Raw genomic sequence first — 24,007 nt, 5'->3', positions numbered from 1 at the left:
GCCTACCCCTTACTGGAACCGGTAACCGATAGAGCGAACGGTCACCAATAGGTCGCTGACGCCGTGAACTTCAAGTTTGCGGCGAACATTGTGGATGTGTGTATCGACGACCCTGGCGAGCGCATCGCTTTCTGGCAGGCACCGTTCGAGCAGTTCTTCCCGGCTGAATGCTTTTTGCGGGGCATTGAACAGCACCGACAAGAGGTTGAACTCAGTGGGTGTCAGATCGATCAACGCGCTCATGCCTTCGTCCTGGGATACGCCCACTGTCCTGCTGCACGGATCCAGCCACAGCGCGCCAAAACGAAGCCTGGCTTCACCCGTGCTATTGGCCCGTGTCCGGCGCAGCACCGCTTGAACCCGAGCGACCACTTCCTTGGGGTTGTAGGGTTTGACGACATAGTCATCGGCGCCGTATCGCAAGGCCCCCAGCTTTTCCGGCTCGTCACCCAGGGCGGTGACCATGATGACGGGGGTATTGCCACGCTTGCGCACGACATTGAGCACCTCGGATCCATTCATCCGGGGCAGCATCATGTCGAGCAGAATCAGGTCAGGTTTGAGCCGCTGGTGCAGTTCCACACCCTTGAGGCCATCTTCGGCAATGGCCACGTCAAAGAAATCGCGCTTCAAATAGGCTTCGAGGATGTTCGCGCTGTCGGCTTCATCCTCGACAATCAGAATCAATGGGTTGCTCACACGGGCCTCGCGAATGCAGTTCGTCGCAGCGTGGTTTGCTGCGGCGTGCAACTAGGTGATTCAAGTTTGGCGGTCGCGACTTTAACCGATCGGCTTTGATCGCGTTCGACTTCGTGATACTGGCTGGCGCGTCAGAATATGTAACTCACACCGACATAGCTGGTAGTCGTCGTCTCTTTGCTGATGATCGGACTGTTTCTGACCTGGTCGGTGTAATGAGTAAGTTCAACAACGGCGGCAGTCGACCAATGTTGATCGAAGGCATGGCGCCACGCCAGTTCGGTGGTATAGGCATAAATACCCTGGTCAGGTGTGTACAGCGCGAAGCGCGAGGTCGCGCTCTGGGCTTGCGTTACACCGAAGTACGTCTGGTTGAATCGACCGTTCCCGGCATGTGCATCGACGCGCCAGGTAACCGTGTCGTAGTCGCTGTCCAGCAAGGTAGCCTGCGCGCCGAAAGCATATCGGTCGCCCCGCGTTTCGCCTGCCATGCGCAGCTCAGCTTGCGCATTGAGCGACAGCCAGGAGGTGATTTTCTGGGATGCATTGAGGTTGAGCACAGTGGCGCCGCTTACCTCGCCCATGCCTTTGAGTGTGTCCGAGCCGTGGCGGTAGTTGCTGTCGCCGTCGGCCCGGCCATAGTCGTAACCCAGCGAGGCGCTGGCACTGAAACCGGTGTTCGATTGCCACTGCACGCCCAGGCCCTCCAGCGAGTCGAGGAAGAAGATGCCGCGTTCCATACGCAGCATGGGTTGGAAAGCCGCTGTGTAGTTTTTCGAGCCCATGTAACGAGGCGTGTAGCTGGCGGCCAGGCCCAACGAGACATCCGTGGTGTCGCCCCAGATGCTGGCAGGGACTTCTGCTTGAGCGCACCCGGCAGCCAGGGTGGCGTTAAATGCCAGGGTCGTGATCAGTCGTTTGCAACGCCCATTTTTTACAGTGCTCACGTGGTTTTCCTTTGAGGGTTAAGAAAAGAACCAGGCAAGCCTAAATTCCCTTCTTCAAGGCAGACTCAAGGATTTTTCAAGATTTGATCAAGACAGCGAACTGTATTCGCCGGTAGAAGCGGGCTTGCCCCGCGAAAGGCCCTTGCATGCAGCGCATCTGGAGTTGCCTGGAATACGACCGCTGCCTCGTTCCTCGGCAGCGGCTACCGATTGCCGGTGTCGCGGTTCAAGACAGTTGCTCCCACCGAATCTACTCACGTTTGCGTTGCTGTCGGCCCAGCCAGGCGCCCGTCAAGCCCCACACCAGCGCTATGGCAGCGCCGATGAACATCGCCAGTGCCGGGTGGTCGCCGAGCACGTCCAGCCCACGCTTGACCCAGCCACTGAGCGCATCGCCACCGCGATAGACCACGGTGTCGGTAAAGTTCTTGGCCTTGTACTTTTGCTCGGGCAACACCACGGTGTAGAGCATTTCGCGCCCCGGCCGCACCAGGGCGTACTCACCCACCCGGCGCACCACCATCACCACCACGAACACCGCAAACAACGGCGCCAGCGCCAACCACAGGAACCCCACCACCATCACCAGCGGCACCGCCACCAACAACACACCGACGCCCAGCTTGCGCGCCAGGTGCCCGGTGATGAACACCTGGGTGAGGATCGACAGGAACTGCACCAGGCTGTCGATCAACCCGAATACCTGGGTCTGTTCCGTGCGGCTGGTAAAGTGCGTCGCCACCAGCCGCGCCTGTTCGAAGTACAAGAAGGTGCTGACACTGGCCAACAGCACCACAAACAGCGCAATACCCAACAGATAAGGCGAACGAAACACTTCACTGGCACCGGCGAACGGGTTGCCGCCCAAGGGCCGCGAACGGGGCAGTTCGGTGTCTGCCGGCAGGGGATGCCGGTCTCTGAAACGCTGCAGGTAGGTCGCCGCGACGATACTGCCAAGCAAACAGGCCGTGGCCAGCAGCACCAGCCCGGCATGGCCGATTACGCCTACCAGCACGGTGCCCAGCAGCGGCCCCACCAGCCCGCCCAGGCTGGCACCACCGGCCAGCAGGCCGAACAGGCGCTTGGCCTGTTCGCTGGAAAACAGGTCGGCCAGCACGCTCCAGGCCAGGGAGATGGTCAGCAGGTTGAACATCGACAACCAGATGTAGAACGCCCGGGCGCTCCACAGGTTGTCGGGTTGCAGCGCAAACACGGCGGCAAACACCAGCAGGTTGCTGGCCAGGAAACCGTAGGTCCACGGCAGGATGCGTCGGCGTTGCACCTTCGAGGCCAGCCAGCCGAACAGCGGCAAGGCGATCAGGGTCAGCACGAAGGTGCCGGTGAACAGCCACTGCAGGTTCTCGACACCGCCAGCCACACCCATGGTCTCGCGTACCGGGCGCAGCATGAAGTAGCCGGCGAACAACAGGAAGAACAGCGCAAGCCCTGCCACCACGATCGGCAGCTCGCCGTCGCGGACGTTGAACAGACGGGCTGCCAACCGGGTCATGGGTCGTTTGCCCTAGGCGAACTGGGCAATCAACTGCTTGCTTTGCGCCGCGCTGAGCAGCGGGCCATGCCCGGCCTTGAGCTGGTCGAGCTGGCGATCCGGGCGGCTGGTGGCCGGGATCACCGTGGTCACCGCCGGGTGGCTGATGGCGAACTTGAGAAACAGCTGGGCCCAGCTGCCCACGCCCAGTTCCGTAGCCCAGGCCGGCAAGGGCTGGGCTTTGACCTTGGCGAACAGCCGACCGTCGTCGAACGCCCGGTTGATCAGCACCGCCACGCCCTTGTCCTGGGCCAGCGGCAGTACCGTGCGGGCGGCACCGGGTGAGTTGACCGAGTAGTGAATCTGGATGAAGTCCAGTGGCTCCTTGCGCAGGATGACTTCCAGCTCGTCCAGGCCACTGTCGATGTAGTGGGTCACACCCACGTAGCGGGTCAGGCCTTGCGCCTTGAGTTCCCGGGCATAGGGCAACTGGCGTTGCCAATCGCGCAGGTTGTGGATCTGCAACAGGTCGACCTTGTCGGTACGCAGGCTGCGCAAGGTGCCGGCCCACTGCGCCTCGGCGGCGGCGCGGCTGTCGGCAGCGATCTTGGTGGCCAGGAAGGTCTTGCTGCGCCAGCCGCCCTCCTCCAGCAACTGGCCAAGCACCGCGTCGGCGCCGCCGTAGTTGGGCGAGGTGTCGATGACCTGCCCGCCCCCGTCGAAAAATACCTGGAGTACCTGCTTGAGCTGCTGGTACTCGGGCGAGCCAGCCTCCACTTCAAAGCTGCCGGAGGTGCCGGCGCCAATCGCTGCCAGTGCTTCACCACTGGCCGGAATCTTGCGGGTGAGCATGACGCCGCTGGCGATCTGGGCAAAGCTGAAAGCAGACAGACTCAGGCAACCGACTCCGGCAGCCAGGGCGGCGCTGGCCGCCAGAAAATCGCGACGGGTGGGCATGGCAAGGCTCCTGTGCGAAAGACAGCGCAAGAAAAAAAGCTTAGCCCCGTGGGAAGAGTTACACCCTGGTAATCGTTACGTCATGTGTAAACAGCGCAAGGAGTACATTTGTACTCTATGCCCTTCATGGCGCATCGACCACCACGTAAGTGACATTGCTGCCCTGGTACTGCGGCTGGAACCAGGTCGATCCGCATTGCAGGTAGGCGGTGTTGTAGCGCATCACTTGCACGCAGTCGGACGGCATCTGCGAAGGCCGGAAGATCGCCCCGACCACCGCTGAGGTGGCCACGACCGTCGCTGTCACGGCAGCGGCAGTCGCGATCGGGTGGTAGTCATCGTCATAACCGTAGCGTCCACCACCATCGACATCGATGTCGACATCGCGGTGGTTGTCGATGTTTACATTGCGCGTGCCATTGTTGACGTAGGCGCGGTTGCCAGCGTTGACGTGACGGTTGTTGCTGTTGACCTGGCGATTGGTATGGACTTGCCGGTTGCTGTTAACACGGTTGCCCGACACATTCTGGCGGGTATTGATGCGCTGTGCATGCGGTGCGCCCCGGGGCGGAGCACGGTTCACCGATGCCCGGGCGTGACCCATGGCGCGGGGACCGGCATCGGCCTCCGGCACCGGCAGGAAGGTCAGCAGCGACACGCTCAACAGCGACAACAGCACGGTGTACGAGGCGATCCTGAACATGGCGGCGCTCCCTTACTCGCTGGCTTTTTTCAGTGGAATGGCGACATCGCCCTTGCCCGGCGCAAAGGTGAACTTCACCTTCTTGTTGTCGGGCTTGAGGTTCCAGCTGTACACGGCGGTGTATTCGGGCGCGCTCGTCTCGTTGAGGGTGGTGATCACTAGCTTGCACGGCAGCGGCTTGTCGGCGCGCGTCAGCCACAGCTGCCAGTCGACATCGTCCTGGCGAAACGCCAGGTGGTCGCACAACTGGCCCTCGATGGTCGAGGGGCCGATGTACAGGGCACTCTTGATCGCATCGATCTGCGCCTGGTCGCGGCCGAACAGGAACAGGTCTTCGAGCGGTATCTGGATGCCGTAGTAGTTCTCCAGGCGGTGCAGGGTTTCTTCCAGGGTGGGCGGCGCATCGACCGTTGTGTAGTAGTTGAGGTACGGCGAGTACTGGGTCAGCTTCTTGCCGTCATAGAAGAACTCCAGGGTTCGGGTGTCGCCGTCACTGCGGGCATACAAGTGGTTATGGCCATCGACCTGCAGCACATTGAGCGATTCGCTTTTGATCTTCTGCCCCGAGTCCAGCACCGTGTCGCGGGTGGATTGGGCCGTCACCTTGAAGGCCTTGAGGCTGCGCAGGTATTCGCCCATGTCGATGACCTTGTCGATCACCTGGGGGTTGCGCACGGGTTGCGCGTCAGTGGCCGCTGGCGCTTCTTCGGCCAGGGCGAACAGCGGTTGGGCCGTCAACAGCAGGCAAAGAACACAGTCTACAGGCTTCATCGGCGCACTCCGTGCGGGTGGTTCGAGCCAGTTAGGTATAGCCCAAGTCAATCGACTGGCTGCAGATGTGGGAAAAATCCGTGAGCTTGTCCGCATGCCGTCTATATTGAGCTAGTCCCCGCCGGCAGTCTGAGCGCGTACCATGCTGCAAACCGATCAACTGATCATCTGCGAACATTGCGACTGTGTGTACCACAAGGTCCCCCTCGCCAAGCACCAGAAGGCCTTGTGCCTGCGCTGTGGTGCCGTGCTGCAACGCTACAACGGCCTTGACCTGCAGCAGCGCCTGGCCCTGACCCTCACCGCCGCGGTGCTGTGGATACTGGCCAACTTCTACCCGGTGATGAGCATCAGCGTGCAGGGCTTTTCCAACAGCGCCACCCTCTGGGACTCGGTGCATGCCCTGGCCGCCGGGCCGATCACCTTTATCGCGCTGGTGGCAGCGGTCTCCATCATCATCGCGCCGATGTTCCAGCTGGTGCTGCTGATCTGGGTACTGACCTACGCCCTGGCGGGACAACGCTCACCGGGCTTCACCTGGTGCATGCGCTGGCTGGAAACCCTGCGCCCCTGGAGCATGCTCGAAGTCTGCCTGCTCGGCGCCATGGTCGCGGTGTTCAAACTGGCCGGTTTGCTGGATGTGCTGCCCGGTATCGGCCTGTTGGCCCTGGCGGCCCTGAGCCTGTTGATCATCCGCGTCGCCGGCCGCGATATCCGTGAATTGTGGGACGAACTGCCATGAACCGTCCACCCTTGGCCAACGAGCTCAACCTGGTGCTGTGCCACGCCTGCGGCAAGGCCTGCGACACCACCGCAGGCCCCGTGCATGAGTGCCCGCGCTGCGGCGCCCCGGTACACGAGCGCAAACCCAATTCCCTGACCCGCACCTGGGCGTACCTGATCGCCGCGCTGGTGTTCTATATACCGGCCAACCTGCTGCCAGTGATGAACACCAAAATGCTCGGCAGCGCGGACGACAGCACCATCATGAGCGGGGTGATCGAGTTCTGGGCCCACGGCGCCTGGGACATCGCCTCGATCATTTTCATTGCCAGTATCGCCGTACCGGCGACCAAGTTCGTCGCTCTGGGCCTGTTGCTGATCACCGTGCAGCGCGGCAGCGACTGGGCCCAGAAAGAGCGCTCCAAACTCTATCGTTTCGTCGAACTGATCGGTTACTGGTCAATGCTCGATGTAATTGTCGTGGCGCTGGTCGCCGCACTGGTCAAGTTCCAGGCCCTGGGCGACATCGAACCGCGCCCGGGCATTCTGTTTTTTGGCCTGGTGGTGGTGTTCACCATGCTGGCCGCGATGAGTTTCGACCCTCGAATGATCTGGGAAAGCCCCGAACCCAAGGAGCGCATGGATGAAGTCAGCAGTCACTGAAGAACCGCCAGTGCCAGGCGCAGCAACCGTCAAAACCCGGCGCTTCAGCGTTTCACTGGTGTGGATCGTGCCGATTATCGCGGTGCTGGTGGGTATCTCCCTGGTGGTACACAACTGGTTGCAGCAAGGCCCGACCATCGAGATCACCTTCAAGACAGGTGAGGGCCTGACCGCCAACAAGACCGAAGTCAAATACCGTAATGTGGTCATCGGCAAGGTCTCCACCGTTGAGCTCAGCGATGACCAGAAACACGTCACCGCTACCGTGCAACTGGTCAAGCACGCCGAAAACTTTACCCGCAAGGACTCCACCTTCTGGGTGGTGCGGCCGCGTATCGGTGCCGGCGGCGTGTCGGGTATCGACACGCTGTTTTCGGGTGACTTCATTGGTGCCGATGCCGGCAAGGAAGGTGCCCGGGCAAAATCCTTCACCGGCCTTGAAATGCCGCCGCCCATCACCTACGACGAGCCAGGCAAGCGCTTTACCTTGCACACTAGCGACCTGGGGTCGCTAGGGGTTGGTTCGCCGGTGTACTTTCGCAAGATCCCCGTCGGCCAGGTGGTGTCCTACCAACTGAGCAAAGATGGCAAGGGCGTGGACATCGAAGTATTCGTGCAATCGCCCAATGATGCGTTTGTCACCAATAACACGCGCTTCTGGAATGCCAGCGGCATCGATGTCGAAGCCGGTGCCAATGGCTTTGCCGTGCGCACCGAGTCGCTGTCGTCACTGCTGGTGGGCGGTATCGCGTTTCGCGCCCCGCCGTTCAACCCCGAAGACCAGGTGGCGAGCGAAGACAAGGTGTTCGAGCTGTTCGAGAACGAGCAGACCGCCCTCGCCCCGCCCAACGGCAAGGCGCAATACCTGGCCCTGCGCTTCGACCAGGCGCTGCGCGGCCTGAAGGTCGGCGCCCCGGTGGAGTTCCTTGGCGTGGAGATCGGCAAGGTGGTGTCGGTAAACCTGGACTTTGACCTCAAGCAACGCAGCTTTCCGGTCAATGTCGGCATCGTCATCTACCCGCAACGCCTGGGCAATGCCCACACCAAGTTGCTCAAGGCCCTCAAGCACAACCCCGAAGACGAACAAGGTGCAGCCGAGGTGCTGGGCATGTTCATCGACAACGGCCTGCGCGCCCAGGCCCGCAGCGGCAACCTGCTCACCGGGCAGTTGTACATCGCCCTGGACTTCGACCCCAAGGCGCCCAAAGTGACCTTCGACCCCACTGCCCGGCCAATCATGATTCCCACCGTACCGGGTAGCCTCGAGCAGTTGCAGGAAAAATTCGAAGTCATGGTCGACCGTCTCAATCGCCTGCCGATCGAGCGCATCGCCAACAACCTGGATGCCAATCTGGTGGAACTGCGCAAGGGCTTGCAGCAGTTCAACAACCGCACCTTGCCGGGCGTTCAGGGCACGCTGGCGGAAGTCAGCAAGACGCTGCAATCGGCGAACTCGACCCTGGCCGACGACTCGCCGCAGCGTGAGCAACTGACCCAGACCCTCGACGAGCTGGGACGCATGTCGCGCTCCTTGCGTGAACTGGCTGACTACCTTGGCCGAAATCCTGAGTCACTGCTGCGAGGCAGGCCCAAGGATGCCCCGGCTGACACCTTGAAACCGTCGCGCAATTGACTGCAGGAGCACCGACCATGGCGCACGCCACCAAATTCGCATTACTGGGCCTGACCTTGATGCTCGCCGCTTGCCGCAGCGACCCGATCCACTACCACACCCTGATCCCCCAGCAGCCGGTGCCGGTCAACAGCGTTGATGTGCAGTTGGAGATGATCAGCGTGCCGCCCCAGGTTGATCGGCCGCAACTGGTGATCCGCCAGAGCAACAGCAGCCTGGCGATCCTGGAAACCGAATGGTGGGGCGCAAGCCTTGCCGATGAGCTGCAGAACGCCCTGATCAACCAGTTCTCCAGCAACAGTGCCCAGCCGGGCATGGGCTTGCGGGTGGATGTGCAGCGATTTGATTCGGTGCCGGGGCAGTACGCCTTGTTCGATGCCCGCTGGCGCCTGCGTGCGGCCGGCGGCAGCGATGCCGGGGCCCTTAATTGCCGCAGTGTGATCCAGACCCCGGCGGGCGGCACCATCGAAGAACTGGTGGTGGCCCATCAACAGAACATCAAACGCTTTACCGAACAGGTCAGCCAGGCAGCCCGTGGCGGCGCCAGTCGCTGCCCAGCGGTGCATTGATCGCGGGGCAAGCCCGCTCCCACCCTAGCCTGTGGGAGCGGGCTTGCCCCGCGAATGACATACCCCCTCGAACATCAGGAAGGAATCTCACATGGCCGAGCATCGACCCATCCACTTTGGCAACGGCAGGGAACTGCTAGATGTACTTATCCGCGCAGGCTTGATCGCGGTGCTGGTGATGTTCTGCTTCGATATCTTCAAGCCGTTCCTCAGCCTGATGCTGTGGGCGGTGATCCTGGCCATCACCCTGTACCCGGTGAACCAGCGCCTGGGTGGCTGGCTGGGCGGTCGCAATGGCCTGGCGGCAGTACTGCTGGTGATCGTCGGCCTGGCCTGCCTGATCGGTCCGTTGAGCCTGCTTGGCACCTCGATTGCGCAGTCGGTGCATGCGGGTATCCAGGGCTTTGAAGACCAGGTCATCGAAATCCCGCCACCGCCTGCCAACGTGCGCGACTGGCCCCTGATCGGTGCCCCGCTGTACGGCATCTGGGAACACGCCAGCTCCGACCTGAGCTGGGCACTGTCGCAAGTGGCGCCGCACCTCAAGGGCGTGAGCAAGACCTTGCTGACTCAATTGGCAGGTATCGGCTCAGGCATTCTGGTGTTTGTGCTGGCACTGATCATCGCGGGCATCATCATGGCCAAGGGCGAAACCGGTCATCGCACCGGGGTTGCCATCGCCACGCGTATTTCCGGCCCTGAACGCGGGCCACAGCTGGCCGAACTGTGCACCTCCACCATCCGTGCCGTGGCTCAGGGCGTGGTGGGCATCGCCTTTATCCAGATGATTCTGGTAGGCATCGGCCTGGTGATCATGGGCGTGCCTGCTGCCGGGGTATTGGCCTTGCTGGTGTTGCTGCTGGGAATTACCCAGTTGCCGGTCCTGCTGATCACCCTGCCGATCGTGGTCTACGTCTTCGCCCATGACGGCGTGGGCGCCAGCACTGTGATCTTCGCCATCTGGACCATCCTGGCCGGACTCTCCGACAACGTCCTCAAGCCGCTGCTGCTGGGCCGCGGGGTCGCCGTGCCCATGCCGGTGGTACTGATCGGCGCCCTGGGCGGCATGCTCACCAACGGCATCATCGGCCTGTTCATAGGCCCTGTGCTGCTGGCTGTTGGCTATGAGCTGTTCATGTCCTGGGTGGCGCAACCGCTGGCCGTCGACAAACCCGAGCCCAGTCCTTTGCAGGACGAGCTTGCCCCGCGACAAAGCCTGTAGAGGTCGATACAACTTCCAGATGGGGTTCGACCGCTTTGCGGTCGATCGCCGGCAAGACCGGCTCCCGCAAAGGTCAGGGCAAGACCGTTGTTCCTGCCTACCTCAATGGAACGGGAAGATGTAGTTCATCCAGGCCGCCATGCGCAGAAGGATCTTGCGCATCGCTGCAATGTGATGAAAGTGCTGGCTGTACAGCGCCGCCTGCCCATACGCCCCACCCGGCATCTGTGCACTGTACTTGGCAAACTCCGGGTCGGTGATCTCGATGATCACCGGCACCCTCCCCGCCGGCGGCGAACCGGTGAAGCCGATCAGGTTCCCCGACGGCTGCACCTGCCCTTCGGCAATCACGGCGATGACATTCTTCACCCGCCCCTTGAACACCTTGCCCGGGATACCGTCGAATGCCACCTCCGCCTCGTCGCCGGGCACCAGTCGCAGCAAACTGTTCTGCCGCATCCAGGCCGCAAAGTATTGCCCCTCTTCAGGAATGAATACCATCGAGGGTCGCAGTGGCAGCTTGCTCGCCATCATCCCCTTGCGCAGCGATACATGAGTCACATACCCCTTGCTTGGCGCACGCACCACCGTGCTGTCCAGCTCGAACTGGGCGTTGTTGATCTGCGCCTGCAAGTCATCGACCCGGGCGATGGCCGCTTCCTGCTCACGCCGGGTGCCGAAGTTGCGCTTGATCAACTCATTGATCCGGTACAGATCCCCCTTGGCCGACAACTGCTGGGCCTTGAGCGAGGCAAGTCGGTACTGGAACGGCGCCGGATCGATACGAAACAGCACATCGCCTTCCTCCAGCGGCTGGTTGCCCTGTACCGGCACATCGATGACCTTGCCGGTGACCACCGGAATCACCGGCACCGAGACAAAATAGGAACGCGCCACCTCCGAATAGGGATGGTTGTAGTTCATGGTGAAAATCAGCGCACCGATAATCAGCACCCCACCCAGCACTGCCGTGGGCACGGTCCATTTGTTGAGGGGGATGCGGAACAGTTTGAAGATCGCCACGCAGATCGCGGCGTAAGTGAGCACCAGCAGCAGGTCCATGGTCTAGATCCCCCCGCCCGACTCGACACGCGCATCACGTGCGCGGGCCTGGGCCGCTTCCAGCTGGGCCACCCGTTGTTGCAGCTCCTGTACTTCTCGCTGCAGGTCGGCTGCCGAAGGCTGGGCGCTGCCCGAGCCGATGCCCCAGCCGCGATCCTCGCGGTAAAGCATCGCCCAGATCCATAAAAACGGCCAAAGCGCATGCAAGGTGAACAGGCTTACCCACCCCGTGGCATGGATGGCATCCTGATGTGGATGGTTGCGGTGAACGGCGATTTCATAGGGAATATCGTGAAGCACGATGATGCCGTAGAACAGCACCAGCCCCACGAAGATCAACAGACCCAAGGCAAAATAATCAAGCATGACTGCTCCGGCTCGCACATGGCATGAGTGCGCTGGATTCAATATAGCCAATGAACACCGGCGTACCGCGCGATTTATCCCGCCTGTTCGACGGTCGCGTCCGCCCGGCGCGCCTCAAGCAGATCGACAAAACTCGACAGGCTCTGCGACACGGTGCCCCGTCGCCAGACCAGCCAGGTGTCGAGGTAGCGAAAGTCTTCGGACAGTGGCCAGACACTCACCGTGGCGCACCCCGGCATGCTCTGCAACATGCTGCGCGGCATCAGCGCCAGGCCGGCGCCGGCGCTTACGCACGCGAGCATGCCGTGATAGGACTCCATCTCGTAGATCTTTCCCGGCACTGCGGCATCGGTGCTGAACCAGCGTTCGAAATGGTGGCGATAGGAGCAGTTGGCGCGAAAGGCGTAGATGTTCTCGCCGTTGACATCCTGGGCACGGGCGACCGGCCCATGGTTGAGGGGTGCGATCAGGACCATTTCCTCTTTGAATACCGGCACGCCGTCCAGGGTCGGATGCAGCACCGGGCCATCGACGAAGGCGGCCACCAGTCGCCCGGCCAGCACCCCTTCGATCATCGCCCCGGACGGCCCGGTAGAAAGGTCCAGTTCGACCTTGCTGTACTGCTGGTTATAGGCAGCCAACAGCGCCGGAATACGTACTGCCGCCGTGCTTTCGAGCGAGCCCAGGGCAAAAGGCCCCTGGGGCTCCTCGCCCGCCACGGTCAGGCGCGCCTCGTCTACCAGCGCGAGGATGCGCCGGGTGTAGTCGAGGAAGGTCCAGCCAGCCGGCGACAGGCGCAGGCGGCTTTTTTCACGAATGAACAACTCGACGCCCAGGTCCGATTCCAGCTGTTTGATCCGTGTGGTCAGGTTCGACGGCACCCGATGGATATGCTGGGCCGCGACACTGATGCTGCCATGCTCGGCCACGGCCTTGAAGATCTCCAGCTGGACCAGGTCCACAGCATTCTCCTTTCATGAATGAAAGGCTCATTATTATTCAGTTTCCACAATAGGCACAGCCCCCTACGCTGGCGTCATTCCCAAACATTTGCAGGACTGTGCCATGACCGCGTTCCCAAGCCATACCCACGCTGTGTCCATCAACCCCGCCACCGGCGAGGCCATCGGTCATTACCCGTACGAATCCGAAGCCGCCCTGGATACCGCCCTGCAACGTGCCGCAGCGGGCTTTGCCCAATGGCGCCGTGCCGCAGTCAGCGAGCGCGCCCGACTGATCTTGAACCTGGCCGGCGCCCTCCGTGAGAACGCGCCGGCCATGGCCCGAATGATCACCCTGGAAATGGGCAAGCCCCTGGCCCAGGCTCGCGGCGAAGTGGAGAAATGTGCGCAATTGTGCGAGTGGTACGCTGCCCAGGGCCCGGGCATGCTGAGCGCCGAGTCCACACTGGTGGACAATGGCACGGCGCGTATCGAGTACCGCCCGCTGGGCCCGATCCTGGCGGTGATGCCGTGGAACTTCCCGGTCTGGCAGGTGCTGCGTGGCGCGGTACCAGCGCTGATTGCCGGTAACACCTACGTACTCAAGCACGCCCCGAACGTGATGGGCAGCGCCTACCTGCTGTTGGACGTGATCAAGCAGGCGGGGTTGCCTGAAGGCGTATTCGAGGTCATCAACGTTACCCCAGAAGGCGTCTCCCAAGCCATCAAGGACCCACGCATCGCCGCCGTGACCCTGACCGGCAGCGTGCGTGCCGGCATGGCCATCGGTGCCCAGGCCGGCGCCGCCTTGAAGAAGTGTGTGCTGGAGTTGGGTGGCTCCGACCCGTTCATCGTGCTCAACGACGCCAACCTCGATGAAGCCGTTCGCGCCGCTGTCATTGGCCGCTACGCCAACACTGGCCAAGTCTGCGCCGCTGCCAAGCGCCTGATCGTCGAGCAAGGCGTGGTGCAGGCGTTCACCGAGAAATTCGTCGAAGCCACGCGCAAGCTGGTGATGGGCGATCCGCTGGATGAGCAGACCTACCTGGGCCCGATGGCACGCTATGACCTGCGCGACGAACTGGACGAGCAGGTGCAGGCCACTCTGGCCGAAGGTGCCACATTGCTGTTGGGCGGGCACAAGGCCGAAGGCGTGGGCAACTACTATGAGCCAACCGTGCTGGCCGACGTCACCGACCAGATGACTTCGTTCCGCCAGGAGCTGTTCGGCCCGGTGGCCTCGATCATCACCGCCCGCGATGCCCAGCATGCCCTGGCGCTGGCCAACGATAGCGAGTTCGGCCTGGCTTCGACGATCTACACCCAGGACCTGGCGCTGGCCGCCCAGCTCACCGATGAACTGGACACCGGTGGCGTGTTCGTCAACGGCATCTGCGCCTCCGACCCGCGCGTGACCTTCGGTGGCGTCAAGAAGAGCGGCTTTGGCCGCGAGCTTTCGCACTTTGGCGTGCGCGAGTTCTGCAACGCCCAGACCGTATGGCTCGACCGCCGCGCTTGAGCCCCTGCCCCGTCATGGCTCTTTCGGGGGCTGTGCCGGGGCGCTGTACCAGTGCTCCCTGGGCACCCACTTGGCGTCGGGCGGGTCGCCCAGATAGTGCGGCGACATGATCTGCACACCGTATTCGTTGAACACATCCTGGATATGCGCGTGCAGCTCGCTGAGCAGCACCGCCCGGGGCCGGGGTTGGCTGGGTATGGCCTGGGCCACCAGGCGGTACTCGGGATAGAAATCCGACAGCGCGGTCTGAAACACCTGCGGCTTGGGTTGTTCGAGAATGCCATTGGTACGCCCCGCCGCTTCCAGCAACATCGCCTCGACCTGCCGCCAGGGCGTGTCATAGCCGATGGTCACGGTGGTATCCACCACATAACCCTCACCCTCCACGATCCGCGAGTAGTTCTTGGTCACGCTGCCGGTGATCATCGAATTGGGCAAGGTCAGTACTTCTCCCAGCCCGGTACGGATACGGGTGGTGAACATGCCAAGCTCGGTCACCGTGCCCTCATACTCGCCAATACGCACGAACTCCCCGGGCCGCAAGGTACGGGTGTAAGTCAGGATCAGGCCGGAGGCCGCCTGGCCTACCACGCTGGTGGCGCCCAGGGAAATCATCAGGCCGATCAGCACCGACAAGCCCTTGAACGCTTCAGTGCCGGCCCCGGCAAGTACGGGTAGGCCATGGCCAGGGCAAACAGCCAGATGGCCAGGGCCGTCAGCCGCGTGGTGGGTTGCAGGGTTTCCTGGTTCAGCCAGCTGAGGGTCCCGGGCATCGCCAGGCGCCGCAACACACGCCGGCTGAAGGCCACCGCGCCACGGGCGATAAAGAAAATCGCCAGCGCCACCACAAGCCCCGGAATCGCGCTGAGCATGCCTTCGAGCAGGTAGCGGGCCAACTCGAACAGGTAGGCGTTGAGCTGTTCACCCCAGGGCCGGGTATACGGAAAGCGCGAGAACACGAAGCCCAGCCACTCGTAGCTGAGCAAGGCGATCAACAGCCAGCGCACCAGGGTCAGCAATCGGCGGATCAGGGTGTAGATATAGTTGGCGTCGATGACCGGGGTCTGCCCTACGGTCAGGCTGCGCGCATGGCGGCGCATGAGCGCAGGCAATTTGTCGTGCAGCTTGCGCCGCACGTACGCAATCAGCCACAGCAATGCCAGGTACAACGCGGTGGCAATGGCCGCCGCCAGCAGTGCGCGCATCAGAAATTGCAGGTTGCGTGCCTCACGGCGCTCCTCCACTGCCTGGCGCAGGTTGGCGGCGGCCTGGTTGGCGGCCTCCAGCACCGAGCTCTGGGTCAGCGGGTCGATATCGTGGGGGGTGACAATAAAGGCGCGCTTGTCGCCAATCAGCACCAGGTAGGCGTCCTGGATAGGGTCGGTGCGCACCTGCAGCTCGCGATCCTCGTCCAGGGTTTCGGCAATCACCGCCTGCGCGCGCCTGACCCGTTGCTGGGGTGTTTCGCCCAGCAAGGTGGCGCGAAACAGCATAATGCTGCGGTTGAACACCTTCAGCTCGACCGACTCGCTCGAAGGTGTAGCAACCTCTTGGGCTACCGCCAGGCCCGTCAGCAACAGGCAACCCATCAACAGCCAACCCGCGACACCACCCCGCCCCATGCCGTGCTCCTTGGTTACTGGCTTGCAACGCTCTGTAGCGCAGCCTAGACCAGCCTTGACCGCTTGTCAGATTGCCTGCGGCCACGCCCCGAAACCCCCTGCCGGCAATGGGCTAAACTCAAGCTCGGGGGCTGGCAATGCCACACAATCGGAGGTGCACCATGAGCCAGTACCAACGCCTTTTCCTGATGGTCGGGTCGGACCTGCGCCATACCCCGGCCATGGAGCGCGCCGCAGCGCTTGCCCGTGTCACCGGCGCCGCGCTGCACATCACCGCCTTTATCGAAGAGGTCGACACCCTCGGTCTGATGAGCGGCGATGAGCAGCGGCTGCAGACCCTGGTTAGCGACAATCGCCAGTGGCTGGCCGACGAAGCCACCCTGCTGCATGAAAATGGTATCCGGGTGACCACCGATGTGATGCTGACCCGCGATGTACGCCAGGCGGTGCTCACGCAGGTGGTCGAAATCGGCCCTGATCTGCTGATCAAGGATGTGCAGCATCAATCAACCTTCAAACGGCTGATGAATACACCGCTCGACTGGGAGCTGTTGCGCGAATGCCCATGCCCGGTGCATTTGGTGAGCGCGGTGCATTGCCCGCTACCGCGCATTGTCGTGGCGGCCGTGGACCCCACCCACCCCGAACACCCTTACAGCGACCTCAACGAAACCGTCATCAAGGCTGCCGCCGACCTCGCCCAGCAGTGCAACGCCGAATTGCACCTGTTGCATGTATGCGACAGTGCTCATACCCATATGTCCGATTTCGGTGCCGGCACTATCACCATGCCAGGCTTCGGCAGCGATGTGCGCAAGTCGATCCACAAGGCGTTCGAGCACCTGGCCGAACGTCATGAAATACCGGTCGAGCGCCAGCACTTCCTCTCGGCGCCGATCACCCGCAGCATCGCCGAGTTCGTCGCCCACAGCCGCACCGACGTGCTGGTGATGGGCAACCACACGCGCACGCTGATGGAACGCATGACCGGGAGCACCACCGAGCATGTGGTCGATCATCCGCTGTGCAACGTGCTGGCGATCAGGGCCCAGGCATGAACGTCAGTCGTATTCGGCCTCGGCGTGTTCGCCCAGCAAGCGCCGTTGGCGGGCCGTGGCGGCAGCCAGCACCGCCGGGCTGAACTGCCAGTGCAGGTACGGCGAGAACTTCTGCGCGACCATGCGCCGGCCGTAGTGAACCTGCAACATCGAGCGGCAGCGATCGGTGGTTCGGTTGTCGCTGCCGCCATGCCACAGCTCGCTGCGAAACATCAACGCATCGCCCGCGTGGCACAAAATGCTTTGCGCCACCTGCCCCTGCCACTGCTGCTCACCCGGCAGCGGCTTGCGCCCTGCCCGATGGCTGCCGGCCAGTACCCGGGTGGGACACAGGTCGGCATCGACATCGTCCAGGTAGCACTGCAGCGTACAGACCTGCATAGGTAGCTCGAAGCCGGGGTCGGCCAACAGCGATGGCGGCAAGGCCATCGCCAGGTAGTCCAGGTGCAGGGGCATGCCCAGGCAGCCTGGATGGCTGCGCCAGGCGGTCTGGCCGATGATGTGGCAATCCTCGCCCAGCGCTGCTTCAGCCAGCTCGATCACCCCCGGCAAGTCAAGATACTTCAGCCAGAGTGGGTCGCGGTTGAACACGCACTTATAGTGCTCGACCAGGCCGTTGTAGTCCCAGTGCTGGGGTTTTAGCGTGTCGATGGCCGCTTGCAACTGGTCGATCTGCGCGCACTCCAGCACACCGGATAACAGCACGAAACCGTCACGGTGCAAGGCACCAAGGGACGCCTCCAGGTCCATGCGCGGTCATTCTCGCCAATGCAGGTTGAGCTTGACCGGCGCGCTGCCATCGATCACCACTTGCTGGCGCTGCTGTTCACCATTGAGATTTGCCAGCACCTGATAATGCCCATTGGGCAGCTTGGTATAGAGCATCGGGCCAACATCCGAAAGCGTCAGCACCGGTTGCCCCCCTGCCGACTCGATGCGAACTTCAGCACCGCTCTGGTACTTGTTGTCCGGACCCGATGACAGGGTGATCTGCAGGTTGTAGCCACGGATCTGCTGCATGGCTCGGGACTCGTCGATGCCGATGCCGCCCTTGAGGTAGGTGATGCCGTTCTGTTCCTGAGGTTGCAGTTGTACCCCAGCAGGGTCGACAGGCGCCTCATCGAGTGATTGCGCGGCGGCCAGCGGCGCCACGCAGAGCATGGCCAATGCCAGGGCGAGACCACTCAGAAGGCTTTTCCGATGGCTGTTCATGGCGTGTCCTCCAACACGGATCCAGCCTTTATTATCCGCGCATCAGCGCCCGGTTTGCCCGGGCCTGACGCGCGGCACGGCCGTCAGCGGTTGGAACGCATGAACGTGTCGAACTCAAGGTCGTCCAGGGCCGTGGACAACCGGGCCAGCCCCAACAGCACGCAGGCCAGCAGCGAGAAGGTAAACCCGTAGCCGAAGAAGCTTGGCCCAAGGTTCAGGCTGAGCCAGGTCAGCCCGGCGTTGAGCACCACGAACAGCAGGCACAGCTCGCGCACAATGGCGCGTTTGTCCAGATAGAAAAACACGTTGAGAATGGCCATGAACACCACCTGGATGCTCACCCCGATCAGGTCGATATAGAACAGCGGCAGGTAGTAGCTGGAGATCCCGAGCCAGGCCAGCAGGCGCGGGCCGAACAGGAACAGCAGCACCACAGTCAGGCCCTGGACCTTGCAGATTTCCAACAGCCCCTGGCGGATCGAATATGTCATCTCGACCTTGAGTTGGCTGATGTGCTGCAGGGTCTCCCCTTCGCGCACGGCGCGAAACAGCCTGTCGTACCACTCGGCAAAGTCCGTCTCGATGCGCACCAGGAACACCGCCATGCCCGGAATGATCGCCAGGTAAGCCAGGAAGATCGGCAAGTCGTAGAGGATCGAGGCGCGCAACGGCCCGATCACCTGGCTTGAGGTGTAGGGGTTGAACCAGAAGATGAACTTGTCTATCCAGATCCCCAGGTTGTAGCAAAAGCCAGTGAGCAGCAGGCTGATGAAGACCTTGCGCCGGTCGAGAAAATCAAAGGCCACCAGCTTTTCGGCGCGGTACTCGCGCAGGATGTCGAACAGGAACAAGAACAACAGTGTGCTGTGCCCCAGCAGCAACGCCAGCAACAGCCCTTCCATCTGCAGGTAGCGCAGTACAAAGGCACTGCCGACCATCAGCGAATAACCCAGCAGCATCACCAGCAGAATGCGGTTGTAAGCCTTCATCCCCGACAAGAAGATGATCACCAGCCACAAGTTGCACAACACCACGAAGTTGGCCAGCACCAGCAAGCGGTAGATCAGCGGTTCATCGAACAAGGTCGCCAGCAGCACAATGCCCAGTACGCCGGAACCCACCGTGACCAACAGCAAGATACCCAGCAGGTTGGGCAGGATCTGGTCGTAGTTGCGCTCGAACAGGCGATCGGACACGAAGCGAGTGAAAAACAACTGCAGGCCGCCGGTGAGAATCAACGAAGTGGCCATCAGGTAGGTCACCGTGATCAGGAACTGGCGAATGAGCGATTCCGGGATCACCAGCCCCAGGCTGATCACCCCCACCAGCATCACGCTGAGGATCGACAGCACCCATGGCCCGGAGCTGATCAGCCCGGCATAGACATAGGCATGCAAGGTCGAGGTGTAGGAGTCGCGCGAAAGGATCTTGCGCAGTTCAAAGCCGATGCCGGCCATATCAGACAGTCTCCATTGCAGCGTTATAGAGCGCGCGATAGCGGTCGATCATCAAGGTTTCGCTGTAGTAGCGATGGACCCGCTCAACCCCCACGGCCTGGGCTTGCTCCCAGCGCTCGTTGTTGCGCAGCAGCTCGATGATCGCAAGCGCAGTGGCCTGCGGATCGGCGATCGCCACCACTTCGCCCGCCCGCCCCAGGTCGCGGTCGACCGCTTCACCGCCTTCGATCAATTCACGGCACGAACCCACATCGCTGCTGACCACCGGCGTCCCTGCCGCCCATGCTTCAAGGATCACCAGCGGCTGCGCTTCGCTGATCGAGGTCAAGACCATCAGCCCCAGCTGCGGAAGGATCTCGTGGATCCGCTGGAAGCCGAGGAAGCGTACCTGCTGTTCCAGGCCCAGACTCACCACCAGGCTGCGACACTCGGCGACGTACTCCGGGTCTTCTTCTTCGGGTCCGACAATCCAGCCTTGCACCTCAGGCATGGCCGTGGCCACGCCGCGCATGGCGCGCAGGAAGGTCTTCACATCCTTGATCGGCACCACCCGGCCAATCAACCCGACCACCGGCGCGATGCCCGGGGCACGATCTTTGAGGACCTGGTCCCATTGCGTGAGGTTGATACCGTTGGGAATCACCTGGGTGCGCGCAGGGTCGGCGCCGTCCTTGATCTGGCGCTGGCGGTTGCCGTCGTAAAGGGCAATGATGCGATCGGCGCTGTCATAGATAAGGTGCCCCAGGCGCTCAAAGAAGCGCACCCAGAGCACACGAATGTAGCCGGAATCCGTGGCCAGGCTGTCGTTCAGCGCCTGGTCGGTGGTTTCGGCGATCCAGCTGGCCTGGGCCAGGTCGATCTTGCGCTCCTTGGTGTAGATGCCGTGCTCGCTGAGCAAAAAGCTGCACTGCCACAGTTGCTTGAGAATGCTGCCGACAAGGCCTGCATAGCCGGTTGAAATCGAATGCAGCACCCGCGCCCGCGGCATGCGCCGGGCAACGTCGGCAAGCATCAGCAGCGGCGACTGCATGGTGCGCAAGGTCCAGAAATAGTTCACGAACGAGGGATCGGCACAGTGCTGCAGGTAGCCCTCGGTCAGTGCCTGCCAGCTGGCCCGGCTGTACAGCACATCGTCCAGGCGGATGCGCCCTACCGCCAGCGAATCCAGCACCCGTGTCCCCAGCTCGGCCCCGGGCTTGTCAGGGTGGTGAAGGTAGCGAAACAGCTCGCCGAGGTCTTCATAGGAGGCTTTCTGCTTGCCGTGGGAGCGCTTCGGGTTGCGCCAGGACTCCTCCAGGAACACCTCTTCGATATGCACCACATTGGGCGGTACTTCATAGCGGCGCTCGCCATAGGCCTGGCGCTGACCGCCGATAAACAACACCGAGAAGGTCAACTGCGGCAGCCCCAGGATCAACTGGTGAATCCAGCTCGAAACGCCGCCGCGTACATAGGGCCAGGTACCTTCGAGCAGCAGGCAGACGTCGGCGACCGGCGCCTGACTCGCAGTCTTGTTCATGTCCAGCTCCTGAGCAGGGAAGCGAATGGCGGACGTTGCTGCATCTCGATGGGAAGTTTGCGCAACAACAGCGGAATGTCACGGTACAGCCCTGTTTCAAAGGCGATCTCGGCACGGAACGGCAAAACTTTTTCGGCCGCCATGCCGCTGCGTTCCGCCTCCAGCAAATGCACCTGGGCCTTGGCAATGTCGCCGCGGCCCAAGGCAATGCGCCCGGCCAGCAGCAGCAACTCGCCGCCCCTGCCGGCAGCCAGCCCGCGTTCGGCGTGCTCGCCGGCCTGCCCCAGCACGTGGGCCTGGACGCTGCCCTGGGCCAGGCCCAGGTATGCCAGCTCGAAGTACCAGCGCGCCAGTGTGGCGTGCAGCGGGCCGACCGCCTTGGGTCGCGCCTTGGCCAGTTTGCCCAGGGCGGTCTCGATGTGTTGGTTGATATCGCTTTCCTGTTTATCGAGCATCGAGTAGGCCAAGAGCCGCACGTCGTCGCTGGGGTCGCCCAGCGCAAGCTTGAGGATCGGCACCGCCTCGCGGCCCGGCATCCGGCGGGTGGCCAGCAGCGCCGCCAGGCGCTGATCGGGGTCCGGGGCGTGGCGCAGTACATCCTGCAGGCCACTGTCGGCGAAGGTGGGCGAATGCAGTTGAGTCTTGGCCCGGAACGGCAGGTCGGGAATGCCGATAGCCCGCCACAACTGGCGCTCGCGCTTGCGCGGCAGGTACAGCGCCGGGAAGATCGCGGCGATCACCCCGACACTGCCCAGGATCGGTACAAAAAACGCCAGGCTGAAAATGAACAGTGGGCTCCAAGGCAGCGGCCGGCGGTAGCGCGCCGGCAACAGCAGCCAGATCGCCCCGGTCAGCATCAGGCAGGCCAGCAGATGGCTGGACGCATACAGCAGCGCCATCTGCAGGTCGGGCAGCCCAAGGGTCAGGCTCGCCCAACTGCCTGCTTCTAGAAATACAGCGCCGCTAAACAGCCACTTGCTGATCATTCAGGCCACACTCGTTATGCAGGAAATTACGCAGCCCTGCACGTTGCGGGGCTGCCTCCAGGTCATAGGCCAGCACCTTCACGCCCAGGCTCTCAAAGTCGACGTTCATGCCGAAGTGCTCATGAATCAGCCGACCCAGGCGGGTCAGGTAGCCTTCGGCGCCTTCTGCCGACGTCAGTGGCAATAGCACCAGCAGGCAATCGTTGCCGCGCGCGTTGCGCAACGGCAGGTGCAGGTCCAGGCCGCGCTGGCTGCGCTCGAACAGGCGCGCCAGTTCGTCATTGGGTCGGGTCAGCTCAAAGATATAGAGGCAGGCCGACAGCTGATGCTGTTCGACATCGATCAACGAGCGCTTGAGCTGACTGGTGAAGTGCTGGGCGTCGGCCGATGGCAACTGCAGCACCTGCGGGTCGTGCTGAAGCAGGTCGGCGATGTGACCGGCCAACAGCATCAAGAGGCTCAGGGTGCGCTCATGGAAGGCGAAGAACGGCATCTGGCGCACTGCCAGGATTGCCTGGACCCGACCACTGGTGTCGATCAGCGGGATACACGCTTGCAAGGTCGAGACGCTGGTATGTTCGCCAGCGTCCAGCACTTCTTCGAGCACACTGACCAGCTCGCCACGCTCAAGGCACAGGCTCACCAGCAGGTCGCGACTGTCCAGCTCATCCATCACCCCAGTGGACGCCAGCAGGGTCAGTTGCGGGGCCTTCTTGGGCTGCTCCTGGACCCGGTACAGGCCGGCCACTCGCAGCGAGCCGTACTGGCCCAGCAAGGTCAGGATGGGATCAGCCAGCAATGCCAGGGCATCGTGTTCACCCGGCTGGGCCCGCAGGCGCTCGCGCAGCCCCAGCAACGAGCTGCGCAGGCTCTGGTCGCTGCCGGCCAGGCGCTGCTCCAGGCGGTCATGGGAAACGCGCAAGATCTGGTGTGCACGGGTGAAATCGTCAAGACGGTACTGGCGGTAGTCGTTGGCCATCTGCAGGCGTTGCAGGCGACGCTCCCACAAGTCGCGCACCTCCCCCACCAACATGCCGCACACCAGCACGCCAACGATGTAGGCCGGGGCAATGGCCGCGTAGGCCGCCAGCCCATTGTGGCGCAGCACAAAGAATGCGCCCACCAGCAAACTCGCACTCAACAGCCCGCGCACAAAGCCATAGCGCACACCGATGAGCAGAGGCGCCAGCAGCGACCAGGGGAAGTCGCCGTGCACCTGCAGCGGATCGTGCGGGGCAAACCAAAGCCCGATGCCAACCACCAGGGCCGTGACCAGTACGGTCTCAACCCAGGTAGCAGGTCCATTGGCTCGCGGGGCGAGGCTGAAATCCATGTGTGGAGAGTTCATCACTATTACTCGAGCCGAAGGTCGCCAACCAGTTTGTCCAACACTTTTTGCGCAGAGCCTGCCAGGCTTTCACGCGACCAACCGGCACGGGCGCCGCTGTTGCTCCACAGCACCCGCCCGGTGGCAGGCTCCACCACGCGCAGGCTGATGCCCACGGCCGGCTCGCCGTCCAGGCCGTTCTTGTACTGCCACTCCTCGACGCTGCCGGTCACCACGTAGTCGAGCTTTTGCGAGCGCGCCCACTGCATGCCCGCTTCCTGGCGCTCGTTGTCTTCAAGCAGCGCCGTGTCGACCTTGGCCGACGGGGTATAGACCTGCGGTTGCAGGCCACGGCTGCTGAGCACACTGAGCAGGATCTGTTCGCTGCGCTCGCCGGCCTGGGGGGTCTGCGAATAGTTGACCAGCGGCAGCACACCCCACTGGGCACTACTGGACAGTTCAGCGTTGTTCTTGCCGGTGAAACTGCTGCAACCGACCATGAGCGTCGCCGCCACGGCCAGACTCAGGCTACGAATGGCTTGCATACTGTGTACTCCTGTTG

The 24,007-nt window shown here is 62.5% G+C and carries 23 protein-coding genes and 1 pseudogene; 7 read left to right on the top strand and 17 right to left on the bottom strand.

Annotation, left to right across the window (positions count from 1 at the left end; genetic code table 11):
- Positions 1-9 precede the first annotated feature (9 nt).
- The 6 genes from ABVN19_RS08245 to ABVN19_RS08220 all read right to left on the bottom strand — a co-directional run bounded on the left by ABVN19_RS08245 (position 10) and on the right by ABVN19_RS08220 (position 5,566).
- Entirely contained in the window at positions 10-699 is a 690-nt protein-coding gene (locus ABVN19_RS08245) for a response regulator (RefSeq protein ID WP_028945032.1), read from the bottom strand.
- Positions 700-830: 131 nt separating this feature from the next.
- Positions 831-1,646: a MipA/OmpV family protein gene (locus tag ABVN19_RS08240; RefSeq protein WP_105641362.1), complete on the bottom strand. Its 816-nt coding sequence runs from the start codon at positions 1,644-1,646 to the stop codon at positions 831-833.
- A 250-nt stretch (positions 1,647-1,896) separates the two neighbouring features.
- Positions 1,897-3,156, bottom strand: coding sequence for an MFS transporter (locus tag ABVN19_RS08235; protein WP_105641363.1), 1,260 nt, complete (start codon positions 3,154-3,156; stop codon positions 1,897-1,899).
- A 12-nt stretch (positions 3,157-3,168) separates the two neighbouring features.
- Complete coding sequence (locus tag ABVN19_RS08230) at positions 3,169-4,092, bottom strand: aldo/keto reductase (protein ID WP_028945029.1); 924 nt, start codon at positions 4,090-4,092, stop codon at positions 3,169-3,171.
- Positions 4,093-4,216: 124 nt separating this feature from the next.
- On the bottom strand, positions 4,217-4,795 hold the full coding sequence (locus ABVN19_RS08225; protein ID WP_028945028.1) for a hypothetical protein: 579 nt from the start codon (positions 4,793-4,795) through the stop codon (positions 4,217-4,219).
- 12 nt (positions 4,796-4,807) lie between these two features.
- Positions 4,808-5,566 carry a DUF2092 domain-containing protein gene (locus tag ABVN19_RS08220; RefSeq protein WP_028945027.1) on the bottom strand — a complete coding sequence of 253 codons (759 nt, stop codon included), beginning with the start codon at positions 5,564-5,566 and terminating at the stop codon, positions 4,808-4,810.
- Between the two features lie 142 nt (positions 5,567-5,708).
- On the opposite strand from ABVN19_RS08220, the gene ABVN19_RS08215 reads away from it, so the two are divergent.
- The 5 genes from ABVN19_RS08215 (at position 5,709) to ABVN19_RS08195 (ending at position 10,376) form a co-directional block, all read left to right on the top strand.
- A complete protein-coding gene (locus ABVN19_RS08215) occupies positions 5,709-6,308 on the top strand; it encodes a paraquat-inducible protein A (protein ID WP_028945026.1) in 600 nt (199 codons plus the stop codon).
- Entirely contained in the window at positions 6,305-6,952 is a 648-nt protein-coding gene (locus ABVN19_RS08210) for a paraquat-inducible protein A (RefSeq protein ID WP_028945025.1), read from the top strand. The genes ABVN19_RS08215 and ABVN19_RS08210 overlap by 4 nt, the downstream gene beginning before the upstream one ends.
- Positions 6,933-8,585 (top strand): MlaD family protein, encoded by a 1,653-nt coding sequence (locus ABVN19_RS08205; protein WP_028945024.1) that lies wholly within the window; start codon positions 6,933-6,935, stop codon positions 8,583-8,585. The genes ABVN19_RS08210 and ABVN19_RS08205 overlap by 20 nt, the downstream gene beginning before the upstream one ends.
- Positions 8,586-8,602: 17 nt before the next feature.
- Complete coding sequence (locus tag ABVN19_RS08200) at positions 8,603-9,154, top strand: PqiC family protein (RefSeq protein ID WP_028945023.1); 552 nt, start codon at positions 8,603-8,605, stop codon at positions 9,152-9,154.
- 91 nt (positions 9,155-9,245) lie between these two features.
- Complete coding sequence (locus tag ABVN19_RS08195; protein WP_036990168.1) at positions 9,246-10,376, top strand: AI-2E family transporter; 1,131 nt, start codon at positions 9,246-9,248, stop codon at positions 10,374-10,376.
- 102 nt (positions 10,377-10,478) lie between these two features.
- Here ABVN19_RS08195 and ABVN19_RS08190 read toward each other — a convergent pair whose 3' ends face one another.
- The 3 genes from ABVN19_RS08190 to ABVN19_RS08180 form a co-directional block, all read right to left on the bottom strand.
- Positions 10,479-11,438, bottom strand: coding sequence for an HlyD family secretion protein (locus ABVN19_RS08190; RefSeq protein WP_105641364.1), 960 nt, complete (start codon positions 11,436-11,438; stop codon positions 10,479-10,481).
- 3 nt (positions 11,439-11,441) lie between these two features.
- Positions 11,442-11,804 (bottom strand): DUF3302 domain-containing protein, encoded by a 363-nt coding sequence (locus ABVN19_RS08185; protein ID WP_028945020.1) that lies wholly within the window; start codon positions 11,802-11,804, stop codon positions 11,442-11,444.
- 74 nt (positions 11,805-11,878) lie between these two features.
- Positions 11,879-12,766, bottom strand: a complete 888-nt coding sequence (locus tag ABVN19_RS08180) for a LysR family transcriptional regulator (protein ID WP_028945019.1) — start codon at positions 12,764-12,766, stop codon at positions 11,879-11,881.
- A gap of 103 nt (positions 12,767-12,869) precedes the next feature.
- Here ABVN19_RS08180 and ABVN19_RS08175 point away from each other — a divergent pair, with 103 nt between their 5' ends.
- Complete coding sequence (locus ABVN19_RS08175; RefSeq protein ID WP_105641365.1) at positions 12,870-14,264, top strand: aldehyde dehydrogenase family protein; 1,395 nt, start codon at positions 12,870-12,872, stop codon at positions 14,262-14,264.
- 12 nt (positions 14,265-14,276) lie between these two features.
- Here ABVN19_RS08175 and ABVN19_RS08170 read toward each other — a convergent pair.
- Positions 14,277-15,886 (bottom strand): annotated as a pseudogene (locus ABVN19_RS08170) (mechanosensitive ion channel domain-containing protein).
- Positions 15,887-16,047: 161 nt separating this feature from the next.
- On the opposite strand from ABVN19_RS08170, the gene ABVN19_RS08165 reads away from it, so the two are divergent.
- Positions 16,048-16,944, top strand: coding sequence for a universal stress protein (locus ABVN19_RS08165; RefSeq protein WP_028945016.1), 897 nt, complete (start codon positions 16,048-16,050; stop codon positions 16,942-16,944).
- Between the two features lie 3 nt (positions 16,945-16,947).
- Here the strand turns inward: ABVN19_RS08165 and ABVN19_RS08160 are convergent, their stop codons facing one another.
- The 7 genes from ABVN19_RS08160 to ABVN19_RS08130 all read right to left on the bottom strand — a co-directional run bounded on the left by ABVN19_RS08160 (position 16,948) and on the right by ABVN19_RS08130 (position 23,990).
- Entirely contained in the window at positions 16,948-17,694 is a 747-nt protein-coding gene (locus ABVN19_RS08160; protein ID WP_028945015.1) for a phytanoyl-CoA dioxygenase family protein, read from the bottom strand.
- A 6-nt stretch (positions 17,695-17,700) separates the two neighbouring features.
- A complete protein-coding gene (locus ABVN19_RS08155; RefSeq protein WP_105641366.1) occupies positions 17,701-18,156 on the bottom strand; it encodes a hypothetical protein in 456 nt (151 codons plus the stop codon).
- A gap of 83 nt (positions 18,157-18,239) precedes the next feature.
- A complete protein-coding gene (pelG, locus tag ABVN19_RS08150; RefSeq protein WP_028945013.1) occupies positions 18,240-19,613 on the bottom strand; it encodes an exopolysaccharide Pel transporter PelG in 1,374 nt (457 codons plus the stop codon).
- A 1-nt stretch (position 19,614) separates the two neighbouring features.
- The gene (pelF, locus tag ABVN19_RS08145) at positions 19,615-21,132 is read right to left on the bottom strand and encodes a GT4 family glycosyltransferase PelF (RefSeq protein WP_028945012.1); all 1,518 of its coding nucleotides are present in this window, start codon (positions 21,130-21,132) and stop codon (positions 19,615-19,617) included.
- On the bottom strand, positions 21,129-22,118 hold the full coding sequence (locus ABVN19_RS08140; protein WP_028945011.1) for a HEAT repeat domain-containing protein: 990 nt from the start codon (positions 22,116-22,118) through the stop codon (positions 21,129-21,131). Before ABVN19_RS08140 ends, pelF begins: the two co-directional genes overlap by 4 nt.
- Complete coding sequence (locus ABVN19_RS08135; RefSeq protein WP_028945010.1) at positions 22,096-23,466, bottom strand: PelD GGDEF domain-containing protein; 1,371 nt, start codon at positions 23,464-23,466, stop codon at positions 22,096-22,098. The genes ABVN19_RS08140 and ABVN19_RS08135 overlap by 23 nt, the downstream gene beginning before the upstream one ends.
- A 5-nt stretch (positions 23,467-23,471) precedes the next feature.
- On the bottom strand, positions 23,472-23,990 hold the full coding sequence (locus tag ABVN19_RS08130; protein WP_028945009.1) for a hypothetical protein: 519 nt from the start codon (positions 23,988-23,990) through the stop codon (positions 23,472-23,474).
- Positions 23,991-24,007 lie beyond the last annotated feature (17 nt).

Source organism: Pseudomonas vranovensis, from assembly GCF_040438935.1.
In the GTDB taxonomy this organism is placed as follows: Bacteria; Pseudomonadota; Gammaproteobacteria; order Pseudomonadales; family Pseudomonadaceae; genus Aquipseudomonas; species Aquipseudomonas vranovensis.
The sequence above is the reverse complement of the archived record's forward strand: the minus strand, read 5'-3'. Positions and strand labels throughout refer to the sequence as shown.

Bases quoted from the DNA above. Each gene is read 5' to 3' on its own strand.
- ABVN19_RS08235 (WP_105641363.1), bottom strand. From the start codon at position 3,156: ATGACCCGGTTGGCAGCCCGTCTGTTCAACGTCCGCGACGGCGAGCTG.
- ABVN19_RS08230 (WP_028945029.1), bottom strand. From the start codon at position 4,092: ATGCCCACCCGTCGCGATTTTCTGGCGGCCAGCGCCGCCCTGGCTGCC.
- ABVN19_RS08225 (WP_028945028.1), bottom strand. From the start codon at position 4,795: ATGTTCAGGATCGCCTCGTACACCGTGCTGTTGTCGCTGTTGAGCGTG.
- ABVN19_RS08220 (WP_028945027.1), bottom strand. From the start codon at position 5,566: ATGAAGCCTGTAGACTGTGTTCTTTGCCTGCTGTTGACGGCCCAACCG.
- ABVN19_RS08215 (WP_028945026.1), top strand. From the start codon at position 5,709: ATGCTGCAAACCGATCAACTGATCATCTGCGAACATTGCGACTGTGTG.
- ABVN19_RS08210 (WP_028945025.1), top strand. From the start codon at position 6,305: ATGAACCGTCCACCCTTGGCCAACGAGCTCAACCTGGTGCTGTGCCAC.
- ABVN19_RS08205 (WP_028945024.1), top strand. From the start codon at position 6,933: ATGAAGTCAGCAGTCACTGAAGAACCGCCAGTGCCAGGCGCAGCAACC.
- ABVN19_RS08200 (WP_028945023.1), top strand. From the start codon at position 8,603: ATGGCGCACGCCACCAAATTCGCATTACTGGGCCTGACCTTGATGCTC.
- ABVN19_RS08195 (WP_036990168.1), top strand. From the start codon at position 9,246: ATGGCCGAGCATCGACCCATCCACTTTGGCAACGGCAGGGAACTGCTA.
- ABVN19_RS08190 (WP_105641364.1), bottom strand. From the start codon at position 11,438: ATGGACCTGCTGCTGGTGCTCACTTACGCCGCGATCTGCGTGGCGATC.
- ABVN19_RS08185 (WP_028945020.1), bottom strand. From the start codon at position 11,804: ATGCTTGATTATTTTGCCTTGGGTCTGTTGATCTTCGTGGGGCTGGTG.
- ABVN19_RS08175 (WP_105641365.1), top strand. From the start codon at position 12,870: ATGACCGCGTTCCCAAGCCATACCCACGCTGTGTCCATCAACCCCGCC.
- ABVN19_RS08165 (WP_028945016.1), top strand. From the start codon at position 16,048: ATGAGCCAGTACCAACGCCTTTTCCTGATGGTCGGGTCGGACCTGCGC.
- ABVN19_RS08160 (WP_028945015.1), bottom strand. From the start codon at position 17,694: ATGGACCTGGAGGCGTCCCTTGGTGCCTTGCACCGTGACGGTTTCGTG.
- ABVN19_RS08155 (WP_105641366.1), bottom strand. From the start codon at position 18,156: ATGAACAGCCATCGGAAAAGCCTTCTGAGTGGTCTCGCCCTGGCATTG.
- pelG (WP_028945013.1), bottom strand. From the start codon at position 19,613: ATGGCCGGCATCGGCTTTGAACTGCGCAAGATCCTTTCGCGCGACTCC.
- pelF (WP_028945012.1), bottom strand. From the start codon at position 21,132: ATGAACAAGACTGCGAGTCAGGCGCCGGTCGCCGACGTCTGCCTGCTG.
- ABVN19_RS08140 (WP_028945011.1), bottom strand. From the start codon at position 22,118: ATGATCAGCAAGTGGCTGTTTAGCGGCGCTGTATTTCTAGAAGCAGGC.
- ABVN19_RS08135 (WP_028945010.1), bottom strand. From the start codon at position 23,466: ATGAACTCTCCACACATGGATTTCAGCCTCGCCCCGCGAGCCAATGGA.
- ABVN19_RS08130 (WP_028945009.1), bottom strand. From the start codon at position 23,990: ATGCAAGCCATTCGTAGCCTGAGTCTGGCCGTGGCGGCGACGCTCATG.